Here is a 23,992-nt window from a genome sequence, read left to right on the forward strand (position 1 = left end):
CTTCGGCCTGTTGGGCCAGGGCCCGGTCTTGTGGGGTCGCACATCCGAGCAAGCAAAGTGCGCTTGCCGCCATCAACATGTAAACGCGCATAGCTCTTCTCCTTAAGCAATAGATCGAACTGGCCTCAAGGATGACGGCCGATGGGTCGATCATACGCCTCAATCGAGGCTGCCAGCTTCGGGAACGCGCGGAGCGCTCTTGCAAGCGAGCGCCACCTGCTGAGCTTTCATATTAGGATGAACCCAACAAAGTTATCATTTTATTATGAAAGCACGTCTACTGCCCTTTGGACAGCGCTTCCGGGAAAGCGGCTTTACGCTCGTTGAAACGACGGCTGTCGTCGCCATTGTCGGTACCCTGGCCGCCACCGCCATGCCCAGGCTGGCGGCAATGACCGGCGAAGCGCGCTATGCCTCGCTCGAGAATGCCCGGGCAGCCCTCGCGACCGTGGCCGCGATGTCGCATGCAAAATTCCTCATCAATGGCGCGGCGACACAAAGCTTCGAGGACAGCAAGGTAGCGCTGATCCACGGCTATCCGGCGGCAAGCCAGGCAACCGCGGACGCTGCCGGATTGAGCGCGAGCTATGTGGTATCGTCTGTCGACCCCGGCATGATGTCACTCGTCCCCAAGTCCATCGCAGGCACCCCGAGGGCGAACGACTGCTACCTGGTGTACGAGCAGGCTTCCGCGGCCAACCCAAGGCCGCAGATTAGGATGGGCGACAACACAAGCGCCGAGACCTGCGTCTAGGCTGGCGTTAGTTGGCAGAGATCTTGAGCGCTTCCTGCACCCGGCTGGCGCCAACCCCGACCTTGTCACCGCCACCCATCAGGAAAATGCGGTTACCGACGACAGCGGCGCCATGTCCGTGTCGCGGCGTCGGCATGGCCGGCAGGGCCGACCAGCGGTCCGTCCCGGGATCGTAAACCCAGGCATCGGGGAAGACTCTGATGTTCGGAACAAACTGCTCGCCGCCGAAGGCGTACAGCCTGCCACCGTAGGCCGCCGCAGCCAGGCCACCCTGGGCCTGGGGCATCGGCGCCCTCGTCTCCCAGCGCCCGGTAGCCGGGTCGTAAACTTCCAGCGTCGCCACATTCACCGGGCGCGTCCTGCCATCGGCCTGCTTGAGCATCTGCCGGCCACCCACCACATAGATTTTGTCGTCGATAACGGCCGCCGCCGCGCTATTGCGTGCGGTGGGCGCGTCAGGGATGCGCTCCCAGCGACCGGAACCGATGTCCAGCACCTCGCTCCTGGCGGTATCCGTATGCTCGTTGATGTGCGCCGCATTCAGGCTGGTCGGGATACGTCCACCGATGAAGTAGATCTTCCCCTTGATCGAAGCGACAACGCCTTCGGCCCGAGGCTGCGGCAGGATTGGACCAGGCGACCACCGGTTCGCCTGGCCATCGTAGACGAACACCGTCGCATGCGCGCGCCAGTCTGGAATGGCGCCGGAAAAGCCGCCGATGCCGTAGATCTTGCCGCCCGCCTCGGCCAGGGCGATATGGTGGCGGCCTTCGGGCAAGGGGGCGAGCGTGGTCCAGCGGTCCGTTTTCGGATCGTAGGCTTCGACGTGGTCGGTAAAGCCCGGCGGCTGAGAGAGCACACCACCCGCCACGATGATCCTGCCATTGAGGACGGCGGGGTAGATCTCCTGCCGCGCCACGGTAGTATCGGCAACGCGCGACCATGTGACTGTCGGCGTCGAATCGGCAGATGCCTGCGCTGTGACCTGATACGAGCTTCCCATCAGCGTCATGCCCAGCAATAGTGGCAGAAGTGGTTTCACGGTTTTCCTTTGGATGATCACAGAAACAGAAGGCTGCGTACGTCCGCGCACGGAAGGGCCTGGCAAGAGAGAAGACCATGAACTCATCGGGAAAGCAGGCATCGCAAGCCTGCGACTCTCTTATTCCTAAGCGGAGGCCTATTATGCTTTATACCATTGCTATCATTCTTCTCGTCCTGTGGCTGCTCGGCATGGTCACTTCCGTGGCAGGCGGACTGATCCACATTCTCCTCGTAGCCGCCGTCGTCGTGATCCTGGTGCGCCTCTTCACCGGCCGAAAAGTCCTTTGACGAATACGCGCTGAAAGACAAAAAGCCGGCGCTTCAAGAGTTCCGGCTTTTCCTTGTCCTGCGCTTTACTGCTTCATCTTCCGCTACATCTCCGCCCACATCCTCAGCAGGTTGTGATAATGCCCGGTGATTCCCACCGTCGCATCGCTCTCCCCATAGGCGCCGCGCAGCTTCTGGATGTTCGTATCGAGCTCGAACAGCATCGCGCGCTTCGCATCGTCGCGCACCATGCTCTGGGTCCACAGAAAAGAAGCCACGCGCTCGCCGCGCGTCACCGGCAGCACCTGGTGCACGCTTCCCGAGGGGTACACGATCGCGTCCCCCGCCGGCAGCTTCACCTCATGCGTGCCATAGGCATCCACCACCACCAGTTCGCCGCCATCATAGTCTTCCGGGTCGGACAGAAACACCGTGGTCGACACGTCGGCGCGCACCGGCGGCAGGCCGCCGCGTTGGGCGCGCACGGCGCCGTCCACATGCAGGCCGTAGTGCTCGCCGCCGTTGTAGGCGTTGAAGTAAGGCGCCAGCACGCGCAGCGGCAGCACGCTTGAAAAGAACAGCGGATTGTTCATCAGCGCCGCGCTGACGATCTGCCCGAGCTCTACGGCAAGCGGCGAACCTTCGCGCAGCTGGCGGTTGCGCTTGACCTGGGCGCCTTGCGGGCCGACGCTCTCGCGTCCGTCGACCCACTCGGGGGCGTCCTTCATGCGGGCACGGATGTCGGCCACCTGCTCGCGGCTCAGGACACCCGGGATATGCAGCATCATGATGAAATCCTCTTGATGAAAAAAGCCCCCCTGAAGGTATCAGGAGGGCGAAGTCCGGTTTCCCGGCGGGGGTGGTACCCGGTTACTCAGAACTTGAGGTTGGCCATCAGGCTGGCCGAACGGCCCGCGCCCACGCCGGCATAGTGCGGCGAGGACACGCGGTCGAAGTAGAACTTGTCCGTCAGGTTCTGGATGTTCAGCTGGAACGATACGCTCTGGTTCAGGGTGTAGCTCGCCATCGCATCGAAGCGGGTGTAGGCAGGCGAGTACTTGTTGTTGTTCACGTTGGCGAACTGGCGATCGACGTAGTTGGCGCCGCCGCCAATGGTGAAGGACTTGTTCACCGCATAGGTCGTCCACAGCGAGGCACTGTGCTTCGGCGTGGTCGGGAAGGCGTTGCCGTTGAACGGCGACGGCGTCCAGCGCGGCGCTGCGGCGGTGCCGGTGTTGGTGAAACCGTTGTCGGCGATGATGCCGTCCAGGTAGGTGTAGCCACCGAACACGGTCCAGGCATTGGTCAGCTTGCCCGACAGGCCGAATTCGGCGCCCTTGAGTTCCTTGCGGCCCACGTTCTCCGTGGTGCCGTCAGGCGCGGTGACACGGGCGTTGTCCATGTCGCTCTTGAAGATGGCTGCGCTCAGCGACAGGCGGCCGCCCGGCAGGACTTCCCACTTGGTGCCCAGCTCGACGTTGCGGCTCTTCTGCGGCTGCAGGTTCTGGATCTGCACGGTGAGCGCGTCCAGGCCGTCGCCGCCGTCGTTGCCCGGCGGGGTGGCCGAGGTCGCCCACGACAGGTAGATGCTGCCGTTGGCCTTCGGCTTGTACACGAGGCCGGCCTGGTAGGTGTCGAACTTGGATTCGACGCGGGCGCGGACCGTGCCGGCGGTGGCGGTGGCCGGCGTGAAGAGCGTGCTCGAGAAATCGTCCCAGCGCGCGCCCAGGTTCACCAGCCATTGCGGGCTGAACTCGATGGTGTCGAAGCCGTACACGGCGCGGGTGCGGGTCTCGACCGTGGTCAGGGTCGGCGACTGGGTGCGGGTGTAGAGCCACGGGTCATACGGGTTCGGGTTGACCAGGGTGGTGCAGTTGTACAGCGTCGCCGCGCCCGCGGTCGGGCAGGTCGAGGTGCCGGTCAGCGGGTTGTTGGTGCCCGGGGTGAAGATGAAGCTGCCGCGATCGGTGTCTTCGCGCGAGAACTCGACGCCGACGTTGAAGCTGTGCTTGATGCCGGCGCTGAGGAATTCGCCGTTCAGGCTGGTCGCGTTGGCCAGGGTCTTCGTATCCACCACGCGGGTGTTGGCGCGGCGCCAGACGGTGCCGTAGCGGACGGTGTTGCCCTTCGAGTCGTCCGGCTGGGTGTAGATGTAGTCCTGGCCGGTCTTGCCCCAGCGGGTGACGTTGCGCACGGCGAGGCTCGGGCTGAATTCATGGCGCAGGTCGACGGTGGCGACGTCGGTCTGGGTGTCGCGGAAGTCGCGGTTCTTCAGGCCATAGAAGGCTTCGCGGTCCACGGTGAAGGGGGTGCCGCCGCCGTTCTTCGACACATCGGCGCCGCTGGTGACCGGGTTGTTGAACGGGATGCCGGTGTCCGGGATCTCGCTGCTCTTCATGTGGTAGTAGCTGAGGATCGCCCGGGTCGGACCGTTCAGCCCGAAGGTGACGGTCGGGGCGATGCCCCAGCGTTCGCCGCCGACGACGTCACGGCCGGCGACGTCGGCGTTGTGGACCATCGTGTTCAGGCGGAAGGCGGTATTGGCGCCGATCACACGGTTGATGTCGGTGGTCACGCGGGCATACTTGTCGGTGCCCAGACCCACCGTGGCGTTGCTGAAGTTGGTGTCCCTGGCCGTCTTGGTGACGATGTTGATGCCGCCGCCGGCGGAGGAGCGGCCGCCCAGCGCCGAGTTCGGGCCCTTGACCACCTCGACCTGCTCGATCGCGAAGATCTCGCGCGACTGCGAGCCGGAATCGCGGATGCCGTCGATATAGGTGTCGGTCTGGGCGTTGTAGCCGCGGATGAAGAGGTTGTCGCCCACCGGGTTGCCGCCTTCGGAGGCGCCGATGGTAATACCCGGCACCGTGCGCAGCGCGTCGGTCAGCGACACGGCGCCGGTCTGCGAGATGGTTTCGGAGGTGACGACGGTGACCGATTTCGGGGTGTCGAGCAGCGGCGCGGTGAACTTGTCGGAGCTTGACCTGGTCGGACCCTGGATGGCGCGGTCGCCATTGGCGTTGGCGTTGACGCGCACCTGCGGCAGCTTGCTGCCCTCTTGCAATTCGGGCGCCTCATCGGCCACGCCCCCGGCGTAGGCCAGCGGCATCGCCAGCGTGGCCAGCACGGCGATCGCCGGTGCGCTCAAGGTCGAAGCGGAAGGTCGTGCGTGTTTCTTGCTCTTGATGAAGGTGCTGCCAGCTTGCGGATTATTCTTGGTCATTTTTCTTCTTGGATGAGGTACGGCCGGGCTTGCCAGTCATACAGGAAAGTTATTGATAAGTTTAATGAGAACGATTCGCATTATGGTTTCTATTTAGGTTTTTTGCAAGCGCACATGCCCGCTTCCCTCTCCCAGGCGGAAGGCTTGTGTTCATGGCATGTGGCCGAATCAACTACAATACCGGGGACCAGGGTTTATCATGCCCTTGCGATGTCCACCTTCGAATAAGAGAAACCACAGCGCCATGCGTCGTCCTTCCAAAGATTCAACCCCTAAACTCTCCGTCGACAGCCAGCGTCTCGTCAGCCTTGCACAAGCCATCATGCAGGCCGCCAGCCGGGTCGAAGAACGGACCTGGGAGCGCCAGCTGGACACGCAACTGCAGAAGCTGCTCAAGACCAACCACCAGGACAGCATCGACGCCGCCCTGAACGCCCTGTTCAAGGACGACCTCGCCTCCTACGACGTGCTGATGGACGCCGTCGAGGCGGTCAGCGAGTCGGCCACCATGGTGGAACAGCAGGACGGCAGCGACGTCACCTGGCAGGCCCTGCTGGTGGCTGCGCCCGTGCTCGCCTGGACCCGTTTCAACATCGCCTCGGGCAATATCCCGGCGGAGATGCTGTCCACCCTGCAGGCCCACTTCTCCGCCCACCTGCTGGCCGAGGGCACGCGCATTGCCATGGCGCCGACCCTGTATTCGATCGACCAGCTGCCGCGCACCCATGCCGAGACCTACGCGCTCACCCACAAGCTGGCGGCGGCCGCGCACAAGGGCGGCACGGTCAAGCCCGCCGCGCGCGGCGAGGAAACCGCGCCCTTCCTGGCCGACACCCGCTACCTGCTGGTGGCGATCGTCGCGCCCCAGGGCGCCCCGATGTTCCGCTGGCAGGAGCCGCAGCACCACATCCAGTTCGCCGAAGAACGCAACCGCGCGCTGGAACAGTGGCGCGCCCAGGGTACGGCCAACATCGCGCGCCTGCTGCCGGGCTGTGGCGTCGAGCTGCTGCTGCCGGAAGCGTATTACGTGGCCTGCCGCGAAGCCGACAAGCTGATCCGCCCGATCTCGATTCGCGCGGCCGTCCACTACCTCACCCACACCCTGGGCGTGGAACCATCGGACCTGCGCGCCGTGATCGCCGGCTTCGGCGAAGAGTCGGCCGACATCCAGATCGACGAGTACCGCGTCTCCTTCACGATGCGCCAGGACAGCGACGTCATGTACGGCATCGTGTGGCCGCTCTACGGCCAGGAAGACGAGAATGGCACGCCGATGGAAGGCCCTTACGCCATCGGCCCGGCCCCGCTGACCCCGATCAACGAGATCGTCGCCCACCTGAACGAAGCCGGCATTGCCCACGTCAAGCGCATCAGCGAGCGCTACGTCGCCGAATACTGCGACGACTGCGGCGCCCCGCTGTTCGCCGACCCGACGGGCGAGCTGGTGCATGCCGAAATGCCGGAAGACGCGCCGAGCGGGACCGAGCACTTCCACTGAACCGTAGGGTGCACGGCTCTGCCGTGCGCGCGTTCAACTACCATGTGAATGGATGCGACGCGTGCCGTTCACGCTCGGTTTGAACGCGCGGTCGGCGAAGCCGACCACCCTACGTTATTGCCTCGGTGCTACTGCTCCGTGCTAGAGTCGATGTGTTCCTGCCTCGCAGGCTCCATCCACCTTGCCCGGAGTAGTACGCAATGCCCCGTGTCCTGACCCGTCTCGCCATCGCCGCCCTCGCCCTGTGCACGGCCGGCGCCGCCCTCGCCGCCTCCACCACCGCGTCCACCGCCCGCTCGCCGCAGGTCGCACGCAGCACCAGCATCAAGGGCAAGATCAATTACCTGACCTTCCTGCCGAAGAATTATTCGCCGCGTGGCGACAAGGTCCCGCTGATCGTCTTCCTGCACGGCTCGGGCGAACGCGGCGCCGACCTGGAGAAGGTCAAGACCTGGGGTCCGCCGGCGATCGTCGAGAAGGACCCGGACTTCCCCTTCATGGTGGTCTCGCCCCAGGTGCCCGAGGGCGAATGGTGGGACAGCTACCAGCTGAAGGTGATGCTGGACGATATCCTCAAGCGCTACAACGTCGACCCGAAGCGCGTCTACCTCACCGGCATCAGCATGGGCGGTTACGGCGCCTGGGACTTCGCGTCGCGCTACCCGGATTACTTCGCCGCGGTCGCCCCCATCTGCGGCGGCGGCATCCCGCGCCTCACGGCGCGCCTGAAGAACGTGCCGGTGTGGGTCTTCCATGGCCTGAAGGACGATGCGGTGCCGGAATCGGAATCAGCGCGCATGGTGGACGCGCTCAAGGCGCAGGGAGGGAATGTGAAGTACACGGTGCTGCCGGAGGCCGGACACATCCAGGCCTGGGTACATGCCTATAACGAGGCCGGCCTGTTCGAGTGGTTCCAGCAGCAGCGCAAGCAATGAAAAACGCCGGCGCGAAGCCGGCGTCGTGATCAGAAGCGGAAGTTCGCCGTCAGGCTGGCCGAGCGCGCCGCGCCCGGGGTGTAGCGGTAGCCGCTCTTGTTGATGCTGGCCACGTACTCTTCGTCCGCGATGTTGTACACGTTCAGGCGCAGGTCCAGGTTCGGGCTGAGGCGGTAGGACGCCATCGCGTCGAAGACCCAGTAGGACTCGGTGTACTTCGGCGTGCCGATCGCGCCGTCGGTGCCGCGCTTGAGCTCGTCGCTGAAGCGGGCGCCGCCGCCGATCTTGAAGCTCGGGGTCACGTCGTACGAGGTCCACAGGGTGAAGGAGGACTTCGGCGTGTAGGTCAGGCTGTTGCCGCCGTCCGCAGTGATCATGCGTCCCGCTTCGATGCTGGTGTCCATGTACAGGTAGCCCGCACTCACCAGCCAGTTGGTCGACAGCGCGCCGGTCATGCCCAGCTCGACGCCCTGCACGCGCTTGTGGCCGGTCTGGTACCACTGCAGGTCGACCGGATCCTGCTCGACTTCGTTCTTCACGTCGGTGCGGAACAGGGCCGCCGAGAGGGCCAGCTTCTGGCGCAGCAGGTCGAGCTTGCCGCCCAGTTCATAGGTGCGCGTCGCCTGTGGATCGTAGGCCGGGTTCTGCGCGCTGTTGGCGTTGCCGGAGACCGTGAAGGCCGCGCCCGGCGGCTGCTTCGAACTGGCGACCATGCCGTACACGCTGCTGTTGGCGGTCGGCTTGTACAGGAGCGAAGCCTTGCCGTTGACGAGCGTCTTGCCGACATTGAAGCGGGTCGGGACAAGCACGTTATTGGTCAGGGCCACCGCGTTGTAGGTGCCGCGGAAGCGGTCCACGCGCACGCCGCCGTTGAAGATCCACTTCTCGCCGAACTTCATGGTGTCGAAGACGTACAGGCTCTGGGTGTCGACGTCGCCTTCGTTGTAGGCGCCGGTGCGGACCGGGTTCATGTTCTTGACCGGATCGTGCGGGTTCGGACGGTACAGGTTGGCCGGGTCCATGCTGCCCAGGCCTGTACGGCCGTAGCTCACCTGGGTCTCGTTCACGAATTCCAGGCCAGTCACGAGGGCGTGCGCGACAGTGCCGGTATTAAAATCGGTGGTGAGGGTGGTCTGGTTGGTCAGAATCTTGTTTTCGACGTCCTTGACGGTACGGGTGCTGCGCGCCACGGTCCAGGTCGAGGGGTCGCTTCCGGGCGGCGCAGTGAAGTTGGTCGCGCTCGCCAGCCAGGCGCTCAGGATGTAGTCCTGCTTGGTGCGTCCGTAGCGGCTGACATTCGACAGGCGCATGTTCGGCGCGAATTCGTGCTCGACACGCACGGTCGTCATGTCGGCCTTGATCTTGTCGTAGTCGCTTACCGAGCCATAGAAATTTTTAGGATCAACAGGCGCCGCTTCGGTCAGATAGGGGCGCTTGACGTCCGGGCTGGTGTAGCCCGGCAGGCCGATGGTCGGCACGCCGCCGTCGGGGACGTTGTCCTGGTCCACGTGCAGATAGTCGACATGCACGCGGGTCGAGCCGTTCAGGCCGAAGCCCAGGCTCGGGGCCAGCGCCCAGCGCTTGTTGTTGACCACGTCACGGGCCGGGTTGCCGGAATCCTGCGCCATGACGTTCAGACGCAATGCGATGCCGCGTTCAGCGTTCAGGACGGTGTTGACATCGGCCGTCGCGCGCTTCTGCGAAGCGCTGCCGCCGGTCAGCGAGCCGCCCACGGCTTGGGTCAGGTGGGCTTTCTTGGTAACCAGGTTGACCGAACCGGTCGGCGAACCGCGGCCGGTGTCGGTGCCCGCCGGGCCCTTCAGGACGTCGATCTGCTCCAGGTTGAAGGTGTCGCGCGAGATCGAGCCGATGTCGCGTGCACCGTTCACGAAGATGCTGCCCGAGGTGTCGAAGCCGCGCATGAAGATGGCGTCGCCGGTGTTGGTGTTGCCGTTCTCGCCGAGGAAGAAGGCGCCCACGCCCGGGGTGTTGCGCAGCGCTTCGGTCAGGGTCACGGCGCCCTGCTGCTCGAACAGTTCCTTCTTGATGACCTGCACGGTCTGCGCGGTGTCGAGCAGCTTCTCGGTGTACTTGGCGGACGACGCGTGCTCGGCCTTGAATGCGTTTTCGGTCTTGCCGACGATTTCGACCTTCGACGACGGCTTCATGTCCGGCGCCGCGTTGTCCGCGTCGGCCGCGTGGGCGGCCAGCGGCAGCAGCACTGCGGCCAGGGCTGCGCCCATCACGTGGGGTTGCGGGTGCTTGCGGCTTTTTATTGTTTTCATGTCTTGCGGTTCCTTAGCGATCAGAGAGTGGGGGTTCAAGAATGAAAATTATTGTAAAGAAAATACTCCGACATGTAAACAAGAATCATTCTTATTCGCGTTAACATTCTCAATGGATCAAAGCCTGAGCCGAAAAAGAAACGGCCCGCAGATGCGGGCCGTTGAGCTGGACTTGCGGGACGATCAGCGCGGAAGGCTGGCGATGACCCTGGTGGCGAACTCGGCCACATTGCCGGCATGCCAGCGCCAAACGATCACGAGGTCGTGGTCGGGAGAGACGAGGATGGTGTTGCTGCCGGCGCCGAGGGCCGCGTAGGCATTCGCCGGAAGGCCGGGCAGGTTCTTGCCCTTGGTATTGAGCCACCACAGGTAGCCGTAGTCCGGTCCGTGGGCACTCGGCGTCAATGCCGCCTGCACATAACTCGAGGGCAGGATCTGCTTGCCGTTCCAGGCGCCCTTGCGCAACCACAGGTAGCCGAAGCGCGCCATGTCCCAGGAATTGATCCACATGCCGCCACCCCAGCGGGTGCCGCCGCTCACCGAAGGCGCCTGCTTGCCGTTCAGTTCCACATAACTGTTATGGTAGGGCACCCACTTCCACGCGTTGGAGGCGCCGATCGGGTCCATCACCTCCTGCTGGAACACTTCCGGCACCGGCTTGCCGAACACGCGCAGCAGCGACAGTGCGAAGCGGTTGATGCGCACGTCGTTGTACTCGTAGAAGCTGCCCGGCGCCTGCAAGGCGCGCGGCTTGCGCTCCCCTGCCCCGAAGGCTTCTTTGCCGACGAAGTCGGCGTTCTTGCCCCACAGGCTGCCCTCCCACTCCGACTCCTGCTGCAGGTGCTGCTTCCACGTCACCTGGCTGTTGCGCGCCGAGGCATAGCCGCCATCGTTCACGCGCTTGGCGACCGGTTCATCCACCAGCAGGCGGCCGTCGCGCACGGCCACGCCGGCGACCGTCGCCAGGATGCTCTTGGCCACCGAATAGGTCGGGTCGACAAAGCTGGTGTCGCCGAATTCCGCGACCACATAGCCCTTGTAGATCACCAGGCCATTGGTATGCGCGCGCCGGGTCGGCATCGAGCCCAGGCGGGCCCCGAAAGTGGCTTCCTGGTCCGAGAAGTCGAGGGCGCGCCTGGTTTCGTGCGATTGCGCGAACTGCACGGCGCCGGCCAGGGCTTGCGCGTCGATCCCGAGTTCGGCGGGCGCTTTGCGCGCCCACTCTCCGCTTGGGGGGAAATAGCTTTGCTGGGCCGCGGCGCTAGCCGGCAGCAGCGCCGCGAAGCTTGCCGCAAAGGTCAACGCCAGCAGGCTGCGGCGTGATGCTTGGATCATGGCGTGGTCCACTTCGAGTAAGGCAGCCTGATCAGGCTGGAATTGTAGTAGCGGCGCTCGCCGGTGACTTCCCTGGCGATCCAGTCGGGCAGGTCGAAGACGGTGTCCTCGGCCGGCAGCTCGATCTCGGCCACCACCAGGCCCGCGTTCTCGCCCAGGAATTCGTCGACCTCCCAGGTGAAGCCCTTGACGACGATGCGGCGGCGGTATTTTTCGACGAGGGGACGTTCGCACAGGCGGTCGAGCAGTTCCTCGGCGTCCGCCAAGGGAATCGGATATTCCCATTCGCCGCGGCTGGCGCCTTCGTTCTTGCTCTTGATGGTGAGCACGCCCTGCTCGCCCTCGATGCGCACGCGCACCGTACGCTCCGGATCGGCGCTCAGGTAGCCCTGGCGCAGCAGGACCGGCTCGCCCAGCGTACGCCAGGCATCGCCGGACACCAGGAACTTGCGCTCGATTTCGACGCCCATGCTTTTTCCTTTCAGTCGAGCGTCTGCAGGATCGGCTGCAGGATCGCCGCGCCCAGGGCCGCGCTGCGTGCGCCGTTCCAGCCGACGTGCTGGTCAGGCAGGTTGGCGTTGTCCTTGAAAGGCATTTCGAGCGTCAGGGACAGGCATTTGAAGGTGTGGCCGATGTACTTCGAGGCCAGGGTCAGGAGTTCCTCGTTGTACTTGCTGGCCGCGTAGCCATGGACGTTCTGGAAGTCCGGGCTGGCCGCCATGTAGCGCTGGATGAAGGCGTTCTGCTCTTCCAGGCGTTCCGGGGTGAAGTCGGCCAGCATCTCGCTGCCGGCCACGAAGTTGTAGGGCAAGGCTTCGTCGCCATGGATGTCGAAGAACATGTCGACGCCCGTTTCGTGGATCTTTTCCTTCACGCACAGCACTTCCGGGCTGCGCTCGAGCGAGGGGGTCATCCACTCGCGGTTCAGGTTGGCGCCGGCCGCATTGGTGCGCAGGTTGCCGCGCACCGAGCCGTCCGGGTTCATGTTCGGCACGATGTAGAACACGGCGCGCTGCAGGAGCTTGCGCGACACCGGGTTGGCGTCGTCGAGCAGCGCATCCATCATGCCCTCGACGAACCATTCGGCCATGGTTTCGCCCGGGTGCTGGCGGGCGATCACCCAGATCTTCTTTTCCGCCTGCGGGTTGCCGATCACGACCAGGTTCATGTCGCGGCCGTCGATCGTGGTGCCGATGTCGTGCACGCGCGCGATCGGGTTCTCGGCCACTTCACCGAGCAGGCGCAGGTGGCGCTCCCAGGTGTAGGGTTCGAAGTAGGCGTAGTAGATGCTGTCGAGTTCGGGCGTGTGGTTGACGGTCATCACCTGGCCGTCGAAGCTGGTCGGCACGCGGAACCAGTTCTCGGTGTCGTAGCTGGCGGCGACCTGGTAGTCCTCGAAGCCCTTCGGATAAGTGGCCTGGCCGGCATTCAGGAAACGGATCGTGCAGGCCTGGCCGCGCGCGCCCTGCAGGCGGAAGTGGAACCACTGGTGGATGTCGGCGTGCGAATCCTTGCGCAGGTTCAGGTCGATCTGTTTCGGGTTGCTCGCGTTGACGACCTCGATGGCGCCGGAGTCGAAGGTCTGGCTGATTTTGATGGGCATGGCTGATCCTTGATGGTTGCGAAGGCACGGGCGCCTGGGGCGCGCGACTACCGGCAATCATAAGGCAGGCACCCTGCCCGCTCCGGCGCCGCGCCGGATTTCTTACTGTGCGTCGAGGTCGATCAGGTCCTTGGTGTAGGCGAGCATCACCTGGCGCATCAGTTCGACGTTGCTGCGGTCCAGCACGACCACCAGGTCTTCCTTGGCGTTCGAGACGAACTGCATGCGCAGCTTGCCCGGCAGTTCCTTGCACTGCACGTACTCGGCGCGCGGAGTGTAGGGATTGTCCCAGTCCTGCTGCGTGATCGGGTTGGGAGCCGGCGGCGGCTGCAGGCGCGGATCCTGGTTGACGGGCAGGTGCTTGAGGAGCCAGAACACGATGTTGGCCGGCACCTGGATGCTCACATCGCTCGCGCCATGCGAGGTGAACTTGACCAGCAACAGGTTGCCGACCTTGTCGCACGACATGGACATGCTCTTGACTTGACGAATGACCGCTGATTTCACGACGTAAATCCTAGGGAAAGGTTGGAAAAGGCGCTGCGATTCTAACTCATCCCCCAGGCAAATAGTGTGGTATCGGAAACAAAACGGGGAGCTCGCGCTCCCCGTGGTTCTGCCTCACGCGCCCTGCCGTCCCGCGGCAGCGCGCTTGCCGGCCGGCTTACTCTTTCGAGCCGCCGCGGTTGCCGCCCTGCGAAGCACGGCCGCCCTTGGCGGACGCGGCGCGCGACGGGCCACCCGAACCGGCGCTGGCCGACTGGCGGTTGCCATGGCTCATGCTGCCGGCACGGCGTGCCTCTTCCGAGGTGAATTCGTGGGCAGTGCCCTTGGCGTGGGCTGCCTTGCCACCCTGGCTGGCGATTTCACGCTGGCGGGCCGGATCCATCGAAGCGAAACCGCGGTTGCGGGTGCCGCTGCTCTGGCTGTTGCCGCCCTGGTTGCTACCCTGCTTGTTACCTTGATTACCTGAGGCCATGATGATCTTCTCCCTGTTCACTTATAAACCGCCGCGTCCTGCGGCAGGCTGTTCCGTCACTCCGATGAGTGAGCGCGAAATCATCTTAGGCAGCGCAATTGGATGAGGGTATAGGACGCTTTCAGATGACTTTGTAGGACTTCGCGCGACAGAAAATGCACCAGCGAAAATGTACTTCCAGTAGTCAACAAAGTCTTCAGTAACAGTCCTACACGGCACCCCTACGTCTTCCTATACTGGAACAGGGATGCGGCGCGCATCATGGCAATATCAGGCGGCATATGCGCGCCTCGACACGCGATGAAAGGAGTCGACATGGACGCGAATCAACGCAGCGAATTCAATAACCAGACGAATAACGGCGCCAACGAGAAATGGACGCCGGGCGCCAAGGGCAACACGAAGAGCGGCCCGCTGGACCATACCTATCCGCAGTCGCCCGACCAGCAACCGGTGATCCGCGGCGAGAACGAAATGCGGGGCGCGCAGGATCCTTCGCGCATGGGCCAGCAGGAAGTCGCGGCCGAAGACGGCGCGCGCGCAGACAATGAAACCACGCTGGCCGGCGCCGTCCCCGACGACCTGCCGGGCGGCTCCCTGCAAAGCCAGCAGACCGGCGGCTCCGGTCCCCAGCAGGGCATCACCGACAGCCACCAGCGCCAGATGGAACAGCATTCGCAGGCATGGGGCCTGCTCGAACAGCCGGTCGGCCACCGCGATCCCCATTCCGGCACCGACCTGCGCGCCCACCCGGCCAACCAGGCCGGCCACACCCAGGCCACGCACGTGATGAATCCGCAGAACGCCGCCCAGCCCGAACTGCAGGGCGGCTCCCTGGGCCGTCACCATGACGTGCCGCCGGGCACCTACCAGTCGCAGGGCACGACCGCCCAGGTCGGCTACGGCAACCGGCAGGCCGAGGAGCGCGGCGCCGATCGAGGCGAGGGCACCGGGATGGCGATCGGTCCCGCGAACCAGCAAAGGAGGGAAACATGAGTCAGCAGAATCAGCAGAAAGCCGGCCTGACCGGCGGCCATCAGGGCAGCACCGACCGCGATGGCTCCCAGACCAGCGCCGCGGCGCGCGAAGGCAAGGCGCCGGTGCCGGACACGCCGGTGGTGCACAAGTCGAACGACGTCACAGGCGGGCTGCCGCGCAGCCCCGGCAACAGCGGTCCGCGCGCCGACAACACGGGCTGGAAGCCGGGACAAAGTGTGCAGGCTGACAAGGACCCGGTGCACGAGTCGAACGACGTGGCCGGCGGCCTGCCCAAGAGCCCGGCCGGCGCCAACCGCCTGGCGGGCGACCGCAAGATGGACGACGACACCGGCTTTTCGCGCGGTTGACTGCAAGGGGCGCGCCGCGGCTTTCGCGGTGCGCCCACTTCCACAGGCGGGCCCGGCACTCCGCCGGGCCGCGCCGACGCTTGATCCACCTCCAAGGCCCGTAAGCTCAGCGGAACCCAACCGTTAGGCGCCTACTCCAACCGCACTCAACACGCCTCATTGCCAGCATCGCCGTGCCTTCACGGGCGCGCCTCGTGTCGCACGAAGCGACCCGCATGCGGCAGGGCGGCGGACCAACGCGGAGGTGGAGATGCCTGCAACGGATGACGCAACGCTCGCGGTTTCGGTGGTGGTGCCTGCCTGTGGCCGCATGGACCTGCTCGATCGCAACCTGGACGCCCTGATGCGCCAGCAGCTCGATCCGCAGCGCTTCGAAATCATCGTCGTCGACGACGAACCCAACCACAACACCCTGCACCTGGTCGCCGGCTGGCGCACCCGCACCCTCGAGCGCGGGCCGCGGCTGTGCTACGTGGCCAACTCCGGGCCGAGCGGCCCGGCCTCGGCGCGCAACCGCGGCTGGCGGGCGGCGCGCGCGCCCATCGTCGCCTTCACCAGCGACGACGCGGTGCCCGAGCCCACCTGGCTGTCCGAGGGCCTGGCCGCCTTCCACGACGGCCTCGATGTCGTCTGCGGCCGCATCCGCACGCCGGTACCGGCCCGTCCCACGGAGCAGCAGCGCAGTGCGCGCGTGTTGGAGGAAGCCGACTTCGCCAGCGCCAACTGCTTCTTCCGCAAGCCCGTGCTGGAACGCCTGGAAGGTTTCGACGAACGCTTCAACGTCCCGCGCGGCAGCGACGCCGACATGCACTTCCGCCTGCTGGAACACGGCATCGCCATCGGCCGGGCCCCGCGCGCCCTCGTGGTGCACCCGGTACGGCCGGCCCCCTGGGGCGCCAGCCTGCTGCAGATCCGCCACGCGGTGTTCGACGCCCTGCTGTACAAGAAACATCCGGCCCTCTACCGCCAGAAGATCGAGCCGCGCCCGCGCTGGGACCACTACCTCATCGTCGCCATGCTGCTGCTGGGGCTGGCCAGCCTGCTCGTGGGTCTCACCATCTTCGCGACGCTCGCCTTCGCCGCCTGGCTGCTGCTCACCATCCGCCTGTGCGCGCACCGCCTGCGCGGCGTCGCGCACACGCCGGCCCACGTCGCCGACCTGGTGCTCACCTCCGCCCTGCTCCCGCCGCTGGCCGTATTCTGGCGCCTGATGGGCGCGCTGCGCTACCGCGTCCGCTTCGCCTGAGGCCGCCATGCGCAGACTGAAGGTGCTTACCTGGCACACCCACGGCAGCTACCTGCACTACCTGTCGCATGCACCGCACGATTTTTATGTGCTGTCCCGGCCCGGCTGCCCGCCCGGCTATGGCGGACGCTGCGGCAGCATGCCCTGGCGCGACAACGTGATCGACCTGCCGGCCGAGCAGGCCTGCGAGCGGGAATTCGACTGCATCCTGTTCCAGGACGACTACCAGTGGGAGAAAGACCAGTTCGAGCTCCTCACGCCCGCCCAGCGGGCGCTGCCACGCATCTACCTCGAACACGATCCGCCCCTCGCCCACCCCACCAACAGCCGCCACCCGGTCGACGATCCCGGCGTGCTGCTGGTGCACGTGACCCCGTTCAATGCGCTGATGTGGGACAGCGGCCGCACGCGTGTCCAGGTCATCGAGCACGGCGTGCCCGAGACGCCCGGCCTGCCGCATACCGGCGAGCTGGCGCGCGGCCTGGTGGTCAGCAACCACCTCGCACGGCGCGGGCGCCGCATGGGTCCCGACCTCTTCCTGCAGGCACGCCAGACCGTGCCGCTCGACCTGGTCGGCATGGCGGCCGACGAACTCGGCGGTATCGGCGAGATCGAGCACGCCCGGCTGCCCGCCTTCATGGCGCGCTACCGCTTCCTGTTCAGCCCCATCCGCTACTCGAGCCTGGGCCTGGCGGTGATCGAAGCCATGACGGCCGGCCTGCCCGTGGTGGCCTTCGGCACCGCCGAGATGGCCACTGTCATCGAAAACGGCGTGTCGGGCTTTACCGGCACGCGCATGCCGGCCCTGCTCGGCCACATGCAGGAACTGATCGACGACCCGCTGCTTGCCCGCCAGCTCGGCGAAGGCGCGCGCCGCGCCGCCCGCGCGCGCTTCTCGATCGACCGCTTCAGCAGCGACTGGGATGCCGCGCTGCGCCACGTCACCGGAACCGGCGGCAGTGGCAGCCGTTCCGCCGCCGCCCCAACCAGGCAGGAGAACGTATGAAACTCAGCGAAGTGCAGACCGCCCTGCAGGATGCGGCACAGGACCAGAGCGCGGGGCAGGATGCGGCGCAGGATGTGGCGCCCTCGCCGCTGCCGGGCGGCGCCAGGCCCGCCAGGCTGCGCCACCGCATCGCCATCATCAGCGAACACGCCTCGCCCCTGTCCGCCCCCGGCAGCATCGACTGCGGCGGCCAGAACGTCTATGTGGCCCAGCTCGCGCGCGAGCTGGCGCATGCCGGGCATGGCGTCGACGTCTTCACGCGGCGCGACGCCCCGGGCCAGCGCCAGGTGGTGCACTGGGCCGACGGCGTGCGCGTCATCCACGTCCCCGCGGGGCCGGCGCGCTACGTGCCGAAAGAGCAGCTGCTGCCCCACATGGACGCCTTTGCCCGCTTCGTCACCCGCTTCGTGCGGCGCCAGCCGGTCGAATACGACATCGTGCACGCCAATTTCTTCATGTCCGGCATGGTCGCCGAGCACCTGAAGCAGACCCTCGGCCTGCCCTTCGTGATCACCTTCCACGCGCTGGGCCGGGTGCGCCGGCGCGCCCAGGGGACGGCCGACACCTTTCCCATCGCGCGCATGCGCATCGAAGCCGGCCTGATGCGCGCGGCCGACCGCATCATCGCCGAATGTCCGCAAGACCGCCACGACATGGAGCGCCTGTACGGCGCTCCGCCCTCGCGCATCACGGTTGCCCCCTGCGGCTTCTCGCCCGACGAGCTGTGGCCGGTGCCCATGCTCGACGCCCGCGCCCGCCTGGGCCTGGACAACACCCGTTTCATCGTCCTGCAACTGGGCCGCATGGTGCCGCGCAAGGGCGTCGACACCGTGATCCAGGGCGTGGCCATGCTGCGGCGCCGCCACGGCATCGACGCGGAACTCCTGATCGTCGGCGGCGACACCACGGGCGCCGCGCCGGGCGATGCGGTCGAACTGGCGCGCCTGCGCAGCGTGGCGGCCGACCTCGGCGTTGCGGCCCACGTGCGCTTCGCCGGCCAGCAGCCGCGCGCAGCGCTGCGCGACTACTACAGCGCCGCCAATGTGTTCGCCAGCACGCCCTGGTACGAGCCCTTCGGCATCACCCCGGTCGAAGCCATGGCCTGCGCCCGCCCCGTCATCGGCTCCGAGGTGGGCGGCATCAAGAGCACGGTCAGCGACGGCGTCACCGGCTTCCTGATTCCCTCGCGCGACCCCGAGGCCCTGGCCGAGCGCCTGGCGCGCCTGCACCGCCACCCCGACCTGGCGCAAGTAATGGGCGAAGCCGGCCGGCGCCGCGCCCGCGAACACTACACCTGGCGCCACGTGGCCAGCCAGCTGCTGGCCGTCTATCGCGAGGTGCTGACCGAGACCCGGCCGGCCGCCGTGCCCGCCATCCTTCCAACCTGAGAATTCATCCACATCATGACGCGAGAAGAGCATTCCCCCCTGCAGGGCAAAGCCGCCCTGGTCACCGGCGCGGCAAGCGGCCTGGGCGCCGCCCTGGCGCAGCGCCTGGCCGCATCCGGCGCCGACATCCTCGGCGTCGACCTGCAGGAAGCCCGCCTGGTCGACCACATGGCCGGCCTGCGCCGCCACGGCGTGCAGGCGCACGCGCTGAGCGTCGACATTGCCGACCCGGCCTCCGCCGGCCAGGCGGTGCGCCAGGCGCTCGACCATTTCGGCCGGCTCGACATCCTCGTCAACAATGCCGGCACCGACGTCACCCTGCCGATCTCCGAGATGCTGGAAGCCGACTGGATGCGCGTGGTGGGCACCAACCTGACCGCCCCCTTCCTGCTCTCGAAATACGCCGCCGACGCGATGCGCCGCCTGGGCAGCGGTCACATCGTCAACATCGCCTCCACCGCCGCCAAGCGCGCCTGGCCCAACGCCAGCGCCTACCATGCCAGCAAATGGGGACTGCTCGGCCTCTCGCACGCCCTGCACGCGGAGCTGCGCGCCGACAATATCCGCGTCACGGCCGTGGTGGCCGGCGGCATGCGCACGCCCTTCCTGCTGGAACGCTTCCCGGAGCTCGACCCCTCCGCCCTGCAGGATCCGCAGGACGTCGCCGAAGCGATCCACTCGGTGCTGCTGCTTCCGCCCAGCACCGTGGTGGCCGAACTGACCGTCCTGCCGCTGCGCGAAACCTCCTGGCCCTGACTGACTCACTCCCTATGAAAGCGATTTTCCTCGACAAGGATGGCACCCTGGTCGACGACTTGCCCTACAACGTCGAGCCGCGCCGCATCCGCCTCGTGAGCGGCGCGGGCGCTGCGCTGCGCCTGCTGGCCCGGCTCGACTACCGCTTCTTCGTCATCACCAACCAGTCCGGCATCGCCCACGGCTGCTTCGGCGAAGAAGCGATGGGCCCCGTGGCCGACCGCCTGGCCGACCTGCTGTTCCGCGAAAACCTGACGATGGACGGTTTTTATTATTGCCCCCACCACCCGCTCGGCACGGTGGGGGCCTACGCCATGGTCTGCGCCTGCCGCAAGCCCTCGCCCGGCATGCTGCTCAAGGCCGCGCTCGAGCACGGCATCGACCTGCGCGCCTCCTGGATGGTGGGCGACATCCTGCACGACGTCGAGGCCGGCAACCGCGCGGGCTGCCGCACCCTCCTGATCGACAACGGCAACGAGACCGAATGGCGCCTCGGCCCGCGCCGCGTGCCCACCCGCATGGCGCCCGACCTGTACGCCGCCGCCGTCCTGATCGCCAGCCACGACGAGGACCGATGAGCGTCGAGTGGACCCGGACCTGGCGGCACGCGCGGCGCATCCTGTGCGTGCGCCTCGATTCGCTCGGCGACGTGCTGATGTGCACCCCGGCCTTCCGTGCGCTGCGCGACTCGCTGCCCGGATGCCGGCTGACGCTGCTCACTTCGCCATCGGGCGCGGCCGCGGCGAGGCACGTGCCGGAACTGGACGACGTCGTCACGCTCAAGGCGCCGTGGATGAAGCACGAAGAGCCCTTGAACGAATCCGCCTTGCAGTCCTGCGTCGCCGACCTCGCCGCCCGGCGCTTCGATGCGGCTGTCGTCTTCACGTCCTGGTCGCAAAGCCCGCTGCCGGCTGCGATGCTCTGCCACCTGGCCGGCATTCCCCTGCGTCTGGCATCCTGCCGCGAGAATCCCTACCATCTGCTCAGTCACTGGGTGCCGGAGCCCGAGCGCGAAGGCGCGACGCGCCATGAAGTGCGGCGCCAGCTCGACCTCGTCGCGCACATCGGTTGCCGGACGGCGGACACGGCACTCTCCTTCGCCGTGCCTGATGAGTCCGATCGACAGGTGCACTCGCTGCTGACGGACGCGGGTATCGATCCGGCGGCGCCCTACCTCGTGCTGCACGCGGGCGCCAGCGCGCCATCGCGGCGCTATCCGCTGCGCCATTGGCTGGTGCTGATCGGCCTGCTGGGAACGCGGCTCGGCTATCCAATGATCCTCAGCGGCGCCCGCGACGAGGCGCAATGGCTGCGCCCGCTCGAGGAAAGCTGGGTCGGCCCGACACACTCGCTGATCGGGAAGCTGGATCTGGGCGAACTCGGGGCCCTGATCCGCTCGGCCGCCCTCCTCGTCACCGGCAATACCGGCCCGGCACACATCGCCTCCGCCCTCGGCACGCCCCTGGTCGACCTGTACGCCCTGACGAACCCCCAGCACACCCCGTGGCGCGTCGCACATCGCTTGCTGTTCCACGACGTCAGCTGCCGCAACTGCCTGCGCAGCATCTGTCCGCAGGGACATCACGCCTGCCTCGACAGCCTCTCGCCGCGCATCGTTGCCGAGTCGGTCGTCGACCTGCTTGCCGGCTCACACCAGCGCCCGGCAAGGACGAATGACGTGGCGCTCGCGTACCAGTAAGGAGCGCCACGAAAATTGAAGGCGGAATCATTGCCGCGCCCCAGGTGAGTGGCAGGGAAGGCGTGGGCGGTGTTGCCTACTTCAGCGGCCAGAACCATACTTCCTTCGACGTCCAGTAGCACCCGGTAGCGGTGCCGTCGAGTTCGCTTCCGCAGCGGACATACAGGCCCCAGCGATCTTTCGAAACGATGGCAATATGACCCTGGGGATTGTCGTCACCATGGAGGCTGAAGAAGGAAATGATGCCGCGGCGAGCGCCGATCGCACGTTCCGCCTCGAGACCGCTCTTGAACACCTCCGGCTTGCCGACATGGCGCTTGAGCCAGGCACTCAACCTTCGTTGGCCGGTCTCGATCATTCGACCTTTGTACTTCCCGGCTTTGATCGGCCAGAGCCCTGGATTCGGATAGCCGGCGCCGAGAAGGGCCAGGCTCAAGCGGATCGCGCAGGTGTTGTAGTAACCCGGTCTGCTTGCATTTTCAGGATATCCGATCCACTGATAGAGCTCCTCGCGACTGACGTTGTCGGTATCGGGAAAGTGAGCTCGAAGGCTCGCATAAGGTACTTTCATCGCTCTCTCCTTTGCCCCGCCGGGCACGGCCACGTCTTCTGCCAGACTTCCACGATGAGGTCCGCCGCATTCCGCTTCAGCTGGGCGCCGGGCAGCTGCTGGAGCGCCCGCCGGGCGTCATCCTCCAGTTCATGGGGCATCGGTTTCCCTCCCTTGCTCGGGCACCACTGCTTGCCTTCGGTCGCGTCGTGCACCGCCTGGATGTAGCCGCGGACGAACTGGCCGTTCGACATGTCGAGGTATTCGGCCGCAACTGCCCGGGTCGAGAACGGGCTGTTGGGTGTCATGGTGATTTCGGAAGGGTCCACGTTCCCGAGAAGCTTGACCAGGCGTTCACCAGTCATCCAGGGTTGCACGCTGGCGGGCTGGGCAGCTGCCGGCATGGCGCCCGCGATCAGCACGATGAGGAGCAGCCGCGTCATCGCGCCCTCCGCAGCCATGGCGTTGCCAGCTTGCGCAGTGCGATGCTGATCGGAGCCTGTTGGTAGTCAATGGCCCTGTTCGCCGGTTGGGCGCGGCGCACAGGCAGAGCGTGGGTGATCTTGCCGGACCTGTCGTCGCCCCGTCGTCGTTTGCGATCCATTTTGGCCTCCTGTGTTGATGAGGGGCTATCGTCGCAGAGCTAGGTTTACAGGAAATTGGCAGCGGTCAACGTACAGCAGGAGCCGCATCAAGCGCGCCGTGTCGGCAATGGCCCTCAGCGTGAACAAACCGGCTGCGAGGCGTCCACATAGCGCGCACTTCCTCCGTTCCAACAAACAAAATTGCAGGAAAATATGGCGCAAAAAAACCGCTTCAAGAGCGTATTTGAGATATTAGACGGTGTCTAATATTTTGCCGCGAGCTACTGCGGGAATTCTCGGCGGCGCAGCACCAGTTAAAGGACTCAAGCAGCGCCACTTGCGGGTCGCTGGCGGATTCGAACCTTGCCGCTCGATGAACGCGAAGTAACCTTCCGGGCCCCACCGACTACTTCAGCGGCCATACCTACTTGCAGCGCACGGTCGCCGTCATCTTTCCGGGGGCTTCGCCTCGTTCCTTCAGGTCGCACCGCGTTGCTGCCGGATCCACGTGGTACCAGCGCGGTGTTGCGGGCTCATACCAGCAAGCTACCCACTTCACATCCCCGCGATTGAAGCCGTAGTCAACGTCGACGCCGCCAGGCACCCGCTTGCGACCTCCCATCAGCTCTGCTTCCTTGTGGGCCCCCTCGTACATGCTGGCGCCGATCAATCGCTTCTGCTGATGTGTCGCGGGGCACTCGATGATTTGGAGCGCCCCGCTGGCTGCGACGGTCAGCGCGAAAAGTACGGCGCTCATTCGTGCACCACCACGAAGAACTGGTCCGCATTATCAGAATCGTGGTGGGAATTTCCTTCCGTATGACTCCTCCCTCGCGCCCAGACGTGCCGACTTTTCACCACATCTTGCGGCCGCCGACGCACCCACTGATCCATCATCTCTATGCTCATCGGCTTCCCGCTCGTTTGCCCTCGTCCACCAAATCCCATGAACAGCGCAGCATGATAGCCGTGCCGGTTCGGGAATCGTCCTCTGCCATTTCTGTCGAACACGAAGTTTGCGATCACCGTTCCTGGGTTCAGGTAATGCAGGTCGACCACGCGCGGGCCGGGGCGCCAGCGGCTGGTGTGCCCGACCGATGTCGTCTCCTGCACCAACGCGACACATTCGCCGTCGCGGAAGGGCTTGCGGCCTTCCAGCTTCTCGACATCGCCCGAATAGATGAAGTAGACCATAGCGCCTCCTCGAAGTGACGAGGCATGGTGGCAGAGTCGGATTTACGGCAAGTTGGCGGTGGTCAACGCAGAGCAGGAGCCGGATCAAGTGACCACGTCGGCGCCAGGGTGGAACGCCTGCGCGCTGGAGGCGAGCGCCTCTTAATCACAATGGTGCCCGGTACGACTTTGTCCTACGGCGAGCCGCGCGTCGATCGCCTGGCCGGTGTCATCGTCGCCAGCAATGCGAATTCTTAGGTGGGCAATCCGCTGATTCCATTGCTGTGCAACGCAAAGCTGATCACCATGAACGAACACGGC

25 protein-coding genes are annotated in these 23,992 nt (G+C 65.7%); 12 read left to right on the forward strand and 13 right to left on the reverse strand.

The features are described 5' to 3' along the window. Nucleotides 1-265 precede the first annotated feature (265 nt). A complete protein-coding gene (locus tag NX780_RS00350) occupies nt 266-754 on the forward strand; it encodes a type II secretion system protein (RefSeq protein WP_258825881.1) in 489 nt (162 codons plus the stop codon). Between the two features lie 7 nt (nt 755-761). On the opposite strand, the gene NX780_RS00355 is transcribed toward NX780_RS00350, so the two are convergent. Further along, entirely contained in the window at nt 762-1,796 is a 1,035-nt protein-coding gene (locus NX780_RS00355) for a Kelch repeat-containing protein (protein WP_258825882.1), read from the reverse strand. A gap of 143 nt (nt 1,797-1,939) precedes the next feature. Here NX780_RS00355 and NX780_RS00360 point away from each other — a divergent pair, with 143 nt between their 5' ends. Beyond that, nucleotides 1,940-2,086: a lmo0937 family membrane protein gene (locus tag NX780_RS00360; protein ID WP_258825883.1), complete on the forward strand. Its 147-nt coding sequence runs from the start codon at nt 1,940-1,942 to the stop codon at nt 2,084-2,086. A gap of 83 nt (nt 2,087-2,169) precedes the next feature. On the opposite strand, the gene NX780_RS00365 is transcribed toward NX780_RS00360, so the two are convergent. Continuing rightward, entirely contained in the window at nt 2,170-2,853 is a 684-nt protein-coding gene (locus tag NX780_RS00365) for a Fe2+-dependent dioxygenase (protein WP_258825884.1), read from the reverse strand. 86 nt (nt 2,854-2,939) lie between these two features. Next, nucleotides 2,940-5,288 carry a TonB-dependent receptor gene (locus tag NX780_RS00370; protein ID WP_258825885.1) on the reverse strand — a complete coding sequence of 783 codons (2,349 nt, stop codon included), beginning with the start codon at nt 5,286-5,288 and terminating at the stop codon, nt 2,940-2,942. Nucleotides 5,289-5,532: 244 nt separating this feature from the next. On the opposite strand from NX780_RS00370, the gene NX780_RS00375 reads away from it, so the two are divergent. Continuing rightward, entirely contained in the window at nt 5,533-6,786 is a 1,254-nt protein-coding gene (locus NX780_RS00375) for a DUF2863 family protein (RefSeq protein WP_258825886.1), read from the forward strand. 200 nt (nt 6,787-6,986) lie between these two features. Next, entirely contained in the window at nt 6,987-7,721 is a 735-nt protein-coding gene (locus NX780_RS00380) for a carboxylesterase family protein (RefSeq protein ID WP_258825887.1), read from the forward strand. A gap of 29 nt (nt 7,722-7,750) precedes the next feature. On the opposite strand, the gene NX780_RS00385 is transcribed toward NX780_RS00380, so the two are convergent. The 6 genes from NX780_RS00385 to NX780_RS00410 form a co-directional block, all read right to left on the reverse strand. Next, a complete protein-coding gene (locus NX780_RS00385; RefSeq protein ID WP_258825888.1) occupies nt 7,751-10,006 on the reverse strand; it encodes a catecholate siderophore receptor Fiu in 2,256 nt (751 codons plus the stop codon). A gap of 183 nt (nt 10,007-10,189) precedes the next feature. After that, complete coding sequence (locus NX780_RS00390) at nt 10,190-11,341, reverse strand: serine hydrolase domain-containing protein (protein ID WP_258825889.1); 1,152 nt, start codon at nt 11,339-11,341, stop codon at nt 10,190-10,192. Beyond that, the gene (locus NX780_RS00395; protein WP_258825890.1) at nt 11,338-11,811 is read right to left on the reverse strand and encodes a CYTH domain-containing protein; all 474 of its coding nucleotides are present in this window, start codon (nt 11,809-11,811) and stop codon (nt 11,338-11,340) included. The genes NX780_RS00390 and NX780_RS00395 overlap by 4 nt, the downstream gene beginning before the upstream one ends. A gap of 11 nt (nt 11,812-11,822) precedes the next feature. Next, entirely contained in the window at nt 11,823-12,944 is a 1,122-nt protein-coding gene (locus tag NX780_RS00400) for a M14 family metallopeptidase (RefSeq protein ID WP_258825891.1), read from the reverse strand. A 102-nt stretch (nt 12,945-13,046) separates the two neighbouring features. Then, nucleotides 13,047-13,418 carry a hypothetical protein gene (locus NX780_RS00405; protein ID WP_258825892.1) on the reverse strand — a complete coding sequence of 124 codons (372 nt, stop codon included), beginning with the start codon at nt 13,416-13,418 and terminating at the stop codon, nt 13,047-13,049. A 190-nt stretch (nt 13,419-13,608) separates the two neighbouring features. Further along, entirely contained in the window at nt 13,609-13,923 is a 315-nt protein-coding gene (locus tag NX780_RS00410; RefSeq protein WP_258825893.1) for a KGG domain-containing protein, read from the reverse strand. Nucleotides 13,924-14,238: 315 nt separating this feature from the next. Here NX780_RS00410 and NX780_RS00415 point away from each other — a divergent pair, with 315 nt between their 5' ends. The 8 genes from NX780_RS00415 (at nt 14,239) to NX780_RS00450 (ending at nt 21,364) form a co-directional block, all read left to right on the forward strand. Continuing rightward, the gene (locus NX780_RS00415; protein ID WP_258825894.1) at nt 14,239-14,919 is read left to right on the forward strand and encodes a hypothetical protein; all 681 of its coding nucleotides are present in this window, start codon (nt 14,239-14,241) and stop codon (nt 14,917-14,919) included. Continuing rightward, nucleotides 14,916-15,269: a hypothetical protein gene (locus NX780_RS00420; RefSeq protein WP_258825895.1), complete on the forward strand. Its 354-nt coding sequence runs from the start codon at nt 14,916-14,918 to the stop codon at nt 15,267-15,269. The genes NX780_RS00415 and NX780_RS00420 overlap by 4 nt, the downstream gene beginning before the upstream one ends. Before the next feature lie 250 nt (nt 15,270-15,519). Next, entirely contained in the window at nt 15,520-16,515 is a 996-nt protein-coding gene (locus NX780_RS00425; protein WP_258825896.1) for a glycosyltransferase family 2 protein, read from the forward strand. Between the two features lie 7 nt (nt 16,516-16,522). Further along, on the forward strand, nt 16,523-17,521 hold the full coding sequence (locus NX780_RS00430; protein ID WP_258825897.1) for a glycosyltransferase: 999 nt from the start codon (nt 16,523-16,525) through the stop codon (nt 17,519-17,521). Beyond that, on the forward strand, nt 17,518-18,909 hold the full coding sequence (locus NX780_RS00435; RefSeq protein WP_258825898.1) for a glycosyltransferase: 1,392 nt from the start codon (nt 17,518-17,520) through the stop codon (nt 18,907-18,909). The genes NX780_RS00430 and NX780_RS00435 overlap by 4 nt, the downstream gene beginning before the upstream one ends. A 15-nt stretch (nt 18,910-18,924) precedes the next feature. Then, complete coding sequence (locus tag NX780_RS00440) at nt 18,925-19,665, forward strand: SDR family oxidoreductase (protein ID WP_258825899.1); 741 nt, start codon at nt 18,925-18,927, stop codon at nt 19,663-19,665. Nucleotides 19,666-19,679: 14 nt separating this feature from the next. Next, a complete protein-coding gene (locus NX780_RS00445) occupies nt 19,680-20,243 on the forward strand; it encodes a D-glycero-alpha-D-manno-heptose-1,7-bisphosphate 7-phosphatase (protein ID WP_258825900.1) in 564 nt (187 codons plus the stop codon). After that, a complete protein-coding gene (locus tag NX780_RS00450) occupies nt 20,240-21,364 on the forward strand; it encodes a glycosyltransferase family 9 protein (protein WP_258825901.1) in 1,125 nt (374 codons plus the stop codon). Before NX780_RS00445 ends, NX780_RS00450 begins: the two co-directional genes overlap by 4 nt. A 76-nt stretch (nt 21,365-21,440) precedes the next feature. Here NX780_RS00450 and NX780_RS00455 read toward each other — a convergent pair whose 3' ends face one another. From NX780_RS00455 to NX780_RS00470, 4 genes are all read right to left on the reverse strand, one after another. Beyond that, the gene (locus NX780_RS00455) at nt 21,441-21,935 is read right to left on the reverse strand and encodes a T6SS effector amidase Tae4 family protein (protein WP_258825902.1); all 495 of its coding nucleotides are present in this window, start codon (nt 21,933-21,935) and stop codon (nt 21,441-21,443) included. Continuing rightward, the gene (locus NX780_RS00460; protein ID WP_258825903.1) at nt 21,932-22,357 is read right to left on the reverse strand and encodes a Rap1a/Tai family immunity protein; all 426 of its coding nucleotides are present in this window, start codon (nt 22,355-22,357) and stop codon (nt 21,932-21,934) included. Before NX780_RS00460 ends, NX780_RS00455 begins: the two co-directional genes overlap by 4 nt. A 565-nt stretch (nt 22,358-22,922) precedes the next feature. Continuing rightward, nucleotides 22,923-23,255, reverse strand: a complete 333-nt coding sequence (locus NX780_RS00465) for an STY0301 family protein (protein WP_258825904.1) — start codon at nt 23,253-23,255, stop codon at nt 22,923-22,925. After that, nucleotides 23,252-23,692, reverse strand: a complete 441-nt coding sequence (locus NX780_RS00470) for a BPSL0067 family protein (RefSeq protein ID WP_258825905.1) — start codon at nt 23,690-23,692, stop codon at nt 23,252-23,254. The genes NX780_RS00465 and NX780_RS00470 overlap by 4 nt, the downstream gene beginning before the upstream one ends. Between the last annotated feature and the right edge of the window lie 300 nt (nt 23,693-23,992).

It is taken from the genome of Massilia agri (assembly GCF_024753255.1).
Taxonomy (GTDB): Bacteria; Pseudomonadota; Gammaproteobacteria; order Burkholderiales; family Burkholderiaceae_D; genus Telluria; species Telluria agri.

Excerpts from the sequence above, each read along its gene's own strand:
- NX780_RS00350 (WP_258825881.1), top strand. The coding sequence starts at position 266 with ATGAAAGCACGTCTACTGCCCTTTGGACAGCGCTTCCGGGAAAGCGGC.
- NX780_RS00360 (WP_258825883.1), top strand. The coding sequence starts at position 1,940 with ATGCTTTATACCATTGCTATCATTCTTCTCGTCCTGTGGCTGCTCGGC.
- NX780_RS00365 (WP_258825884.1), bottom strand. The coding sequence starts at position 2,853 with ATGATGCTGCATATCCCGGGTGTCCTGAGCCGCGAGCAGGTGGCCGAC.
- NX780_RS00370 (WP_258825885.1), bottom strand. The coding sequence starts at position 5,288 with ATGACCAAGAATAATCCGCAAGCTGGCAGCACCTTCATCAAGAGCAAG.
- NX780_RS00375 (WP_258825886.1), top strand. The coding sequence starts at position 5,533 with ATGCGTCGTCCTTCCAAAGATTCAACCCCTAAACTCTCCGTCGACAGC.
- NX780_RS00380 (WP_258825887.1), top strand. The coding sequence starts at position 6,987 with ATGCCCCGTGTCCTGACCCGTCTCGCCATCGCCGCCCTCGCCCTGTGC.
- NX780_RS00385 (WP_258825888.1), bottom strand. The coding sequence starts at position 10,006 with ATGAAAACAATAAAAAGCCGCAAGCACCCGCAACCCCACGTGATGGGC.
- NX780_RS00390 (WP_258825889.1), bottom strand. The coding sequence starts at position 11,341 with ATGATCCAAGCATCACGCCGCAGCCTGCTGGCGTTGACCTTTGCGGCA.
- NX780_RS00395 (WP_258825890.1), bottom strand. The coding sequence starts at position 11,811 with ATGGGCGTCGAAATCGAGCGCAAGTTCCTGGTGTCCGGCGATGCCTGG.
- NX780_RS00400 (WP_258825891.1), bottom strand. The coding sequence starts at position 12,944 with ATGCCCATCAAAATCAGCCAGACCTTCGACTCCGGCGCCATCGAGGTC.
- NX780_RS00405 (WP_258825892.1), bottom strand. The coding sequence starts at position 13,418 with ATGTCCATGTCGTGCGACAAGGTCGGCAACCTGTTGCTGGTCAAGTTC.
- NX780_RS00410 (WP_258825893.1), bottom strand. The coding sequence starts at position 13,923 with ATGGCCTCAGGTAATCAAGGTAACAAGCAGGGTAGCAACCAGGGCGGC.
- NX780_RS00415 (WP_258825894.1), top strand. The coding sequence starts at position 14,239 with ATGGACGCGAATCAACGCAGCGAATTCAATAACCAGACGAATAACGGC.
- NX780_RS00420 (WP_258825895.1), top strand. The coding sequence starts at position 14,916 with ATGAGTCAGCAGAATCAGCAGAAAGCCGGCCTGACCGGCGGCCATCAG.
- NX780_RS00425 (WP_258825896.1), top strand. The coding sequence starts at position 15,520 with ATGCCTGCAACGGATGACGCAACGCTCGCGGTTTCGGTGGTGGTGCCT.
- NX780_RS00430 (WP_258825897.1), top strand. The coding sequence starts at position 16,523 with ATGCGCAGACTGAAGGTGCTTACCTGGCACACCCACGGCAGCTACCTG.
- NX780_RS00435 (WP_258825898.1), top strand. The coding sequence starts at position 17,518 with ATGAAACTCAGCGAAGTGCAGACCGCCCTGCAGGATGCGGCACAGGAC.
- NX780_RS00440 (WP_258825899.1), top strand. The coding sequence starts at position 18,925 with ATGACGCGAGAAGAGCATTCCCCCCTGCAGGGCAAAGCCGCCCTGGTC.
- NX780_RS00445 (WP_258825900.1), top strand. The coding sequence starts at position 19,680 with ATGAAAGCGATTTTCCTCGACAAGGATGGCACCCTGGTCGACGACTTG.
- NX780_RS00450 (WP_258825901.1), top strand. The coding sequence starts at position 20,240 with ATGAGCGTCGAGTGGACCCGGACCTGGCGGCACGCGCGGCGCATCCTG.
- NX780_RS00455 (WP_258825902.1), bottom strand. The coding sequence starts at position 21,935 with ATGAAAGTACCTTATGCGAGCCTTCGAGCTCACTTTCCCGATACCGAC.
- NX780_RS00460 (WP_258825903.1), bottom strand. The coding sequence starts at position 22,357 with ATGACGCGGCTGCTCCTCATCGTGCTGATCGCGGGCGCCATGCCGGCA.
- NX780_RS00465 (WP_258825904.1), bottom strand. The coding sequence starts at position 23,255 with ATGAGCGCCGTACTTTTCGCGCTGACCGTCGCAGCCAGCGGGGCGCTC.
- NX780_RS00470 (WP_258825905.1), bottom strand. The coding sequence starts at position 23,692 with ATGGTCTACTTCATCTATTCGGGCGATGTCGAGAAGCTGGAAGGCCGC.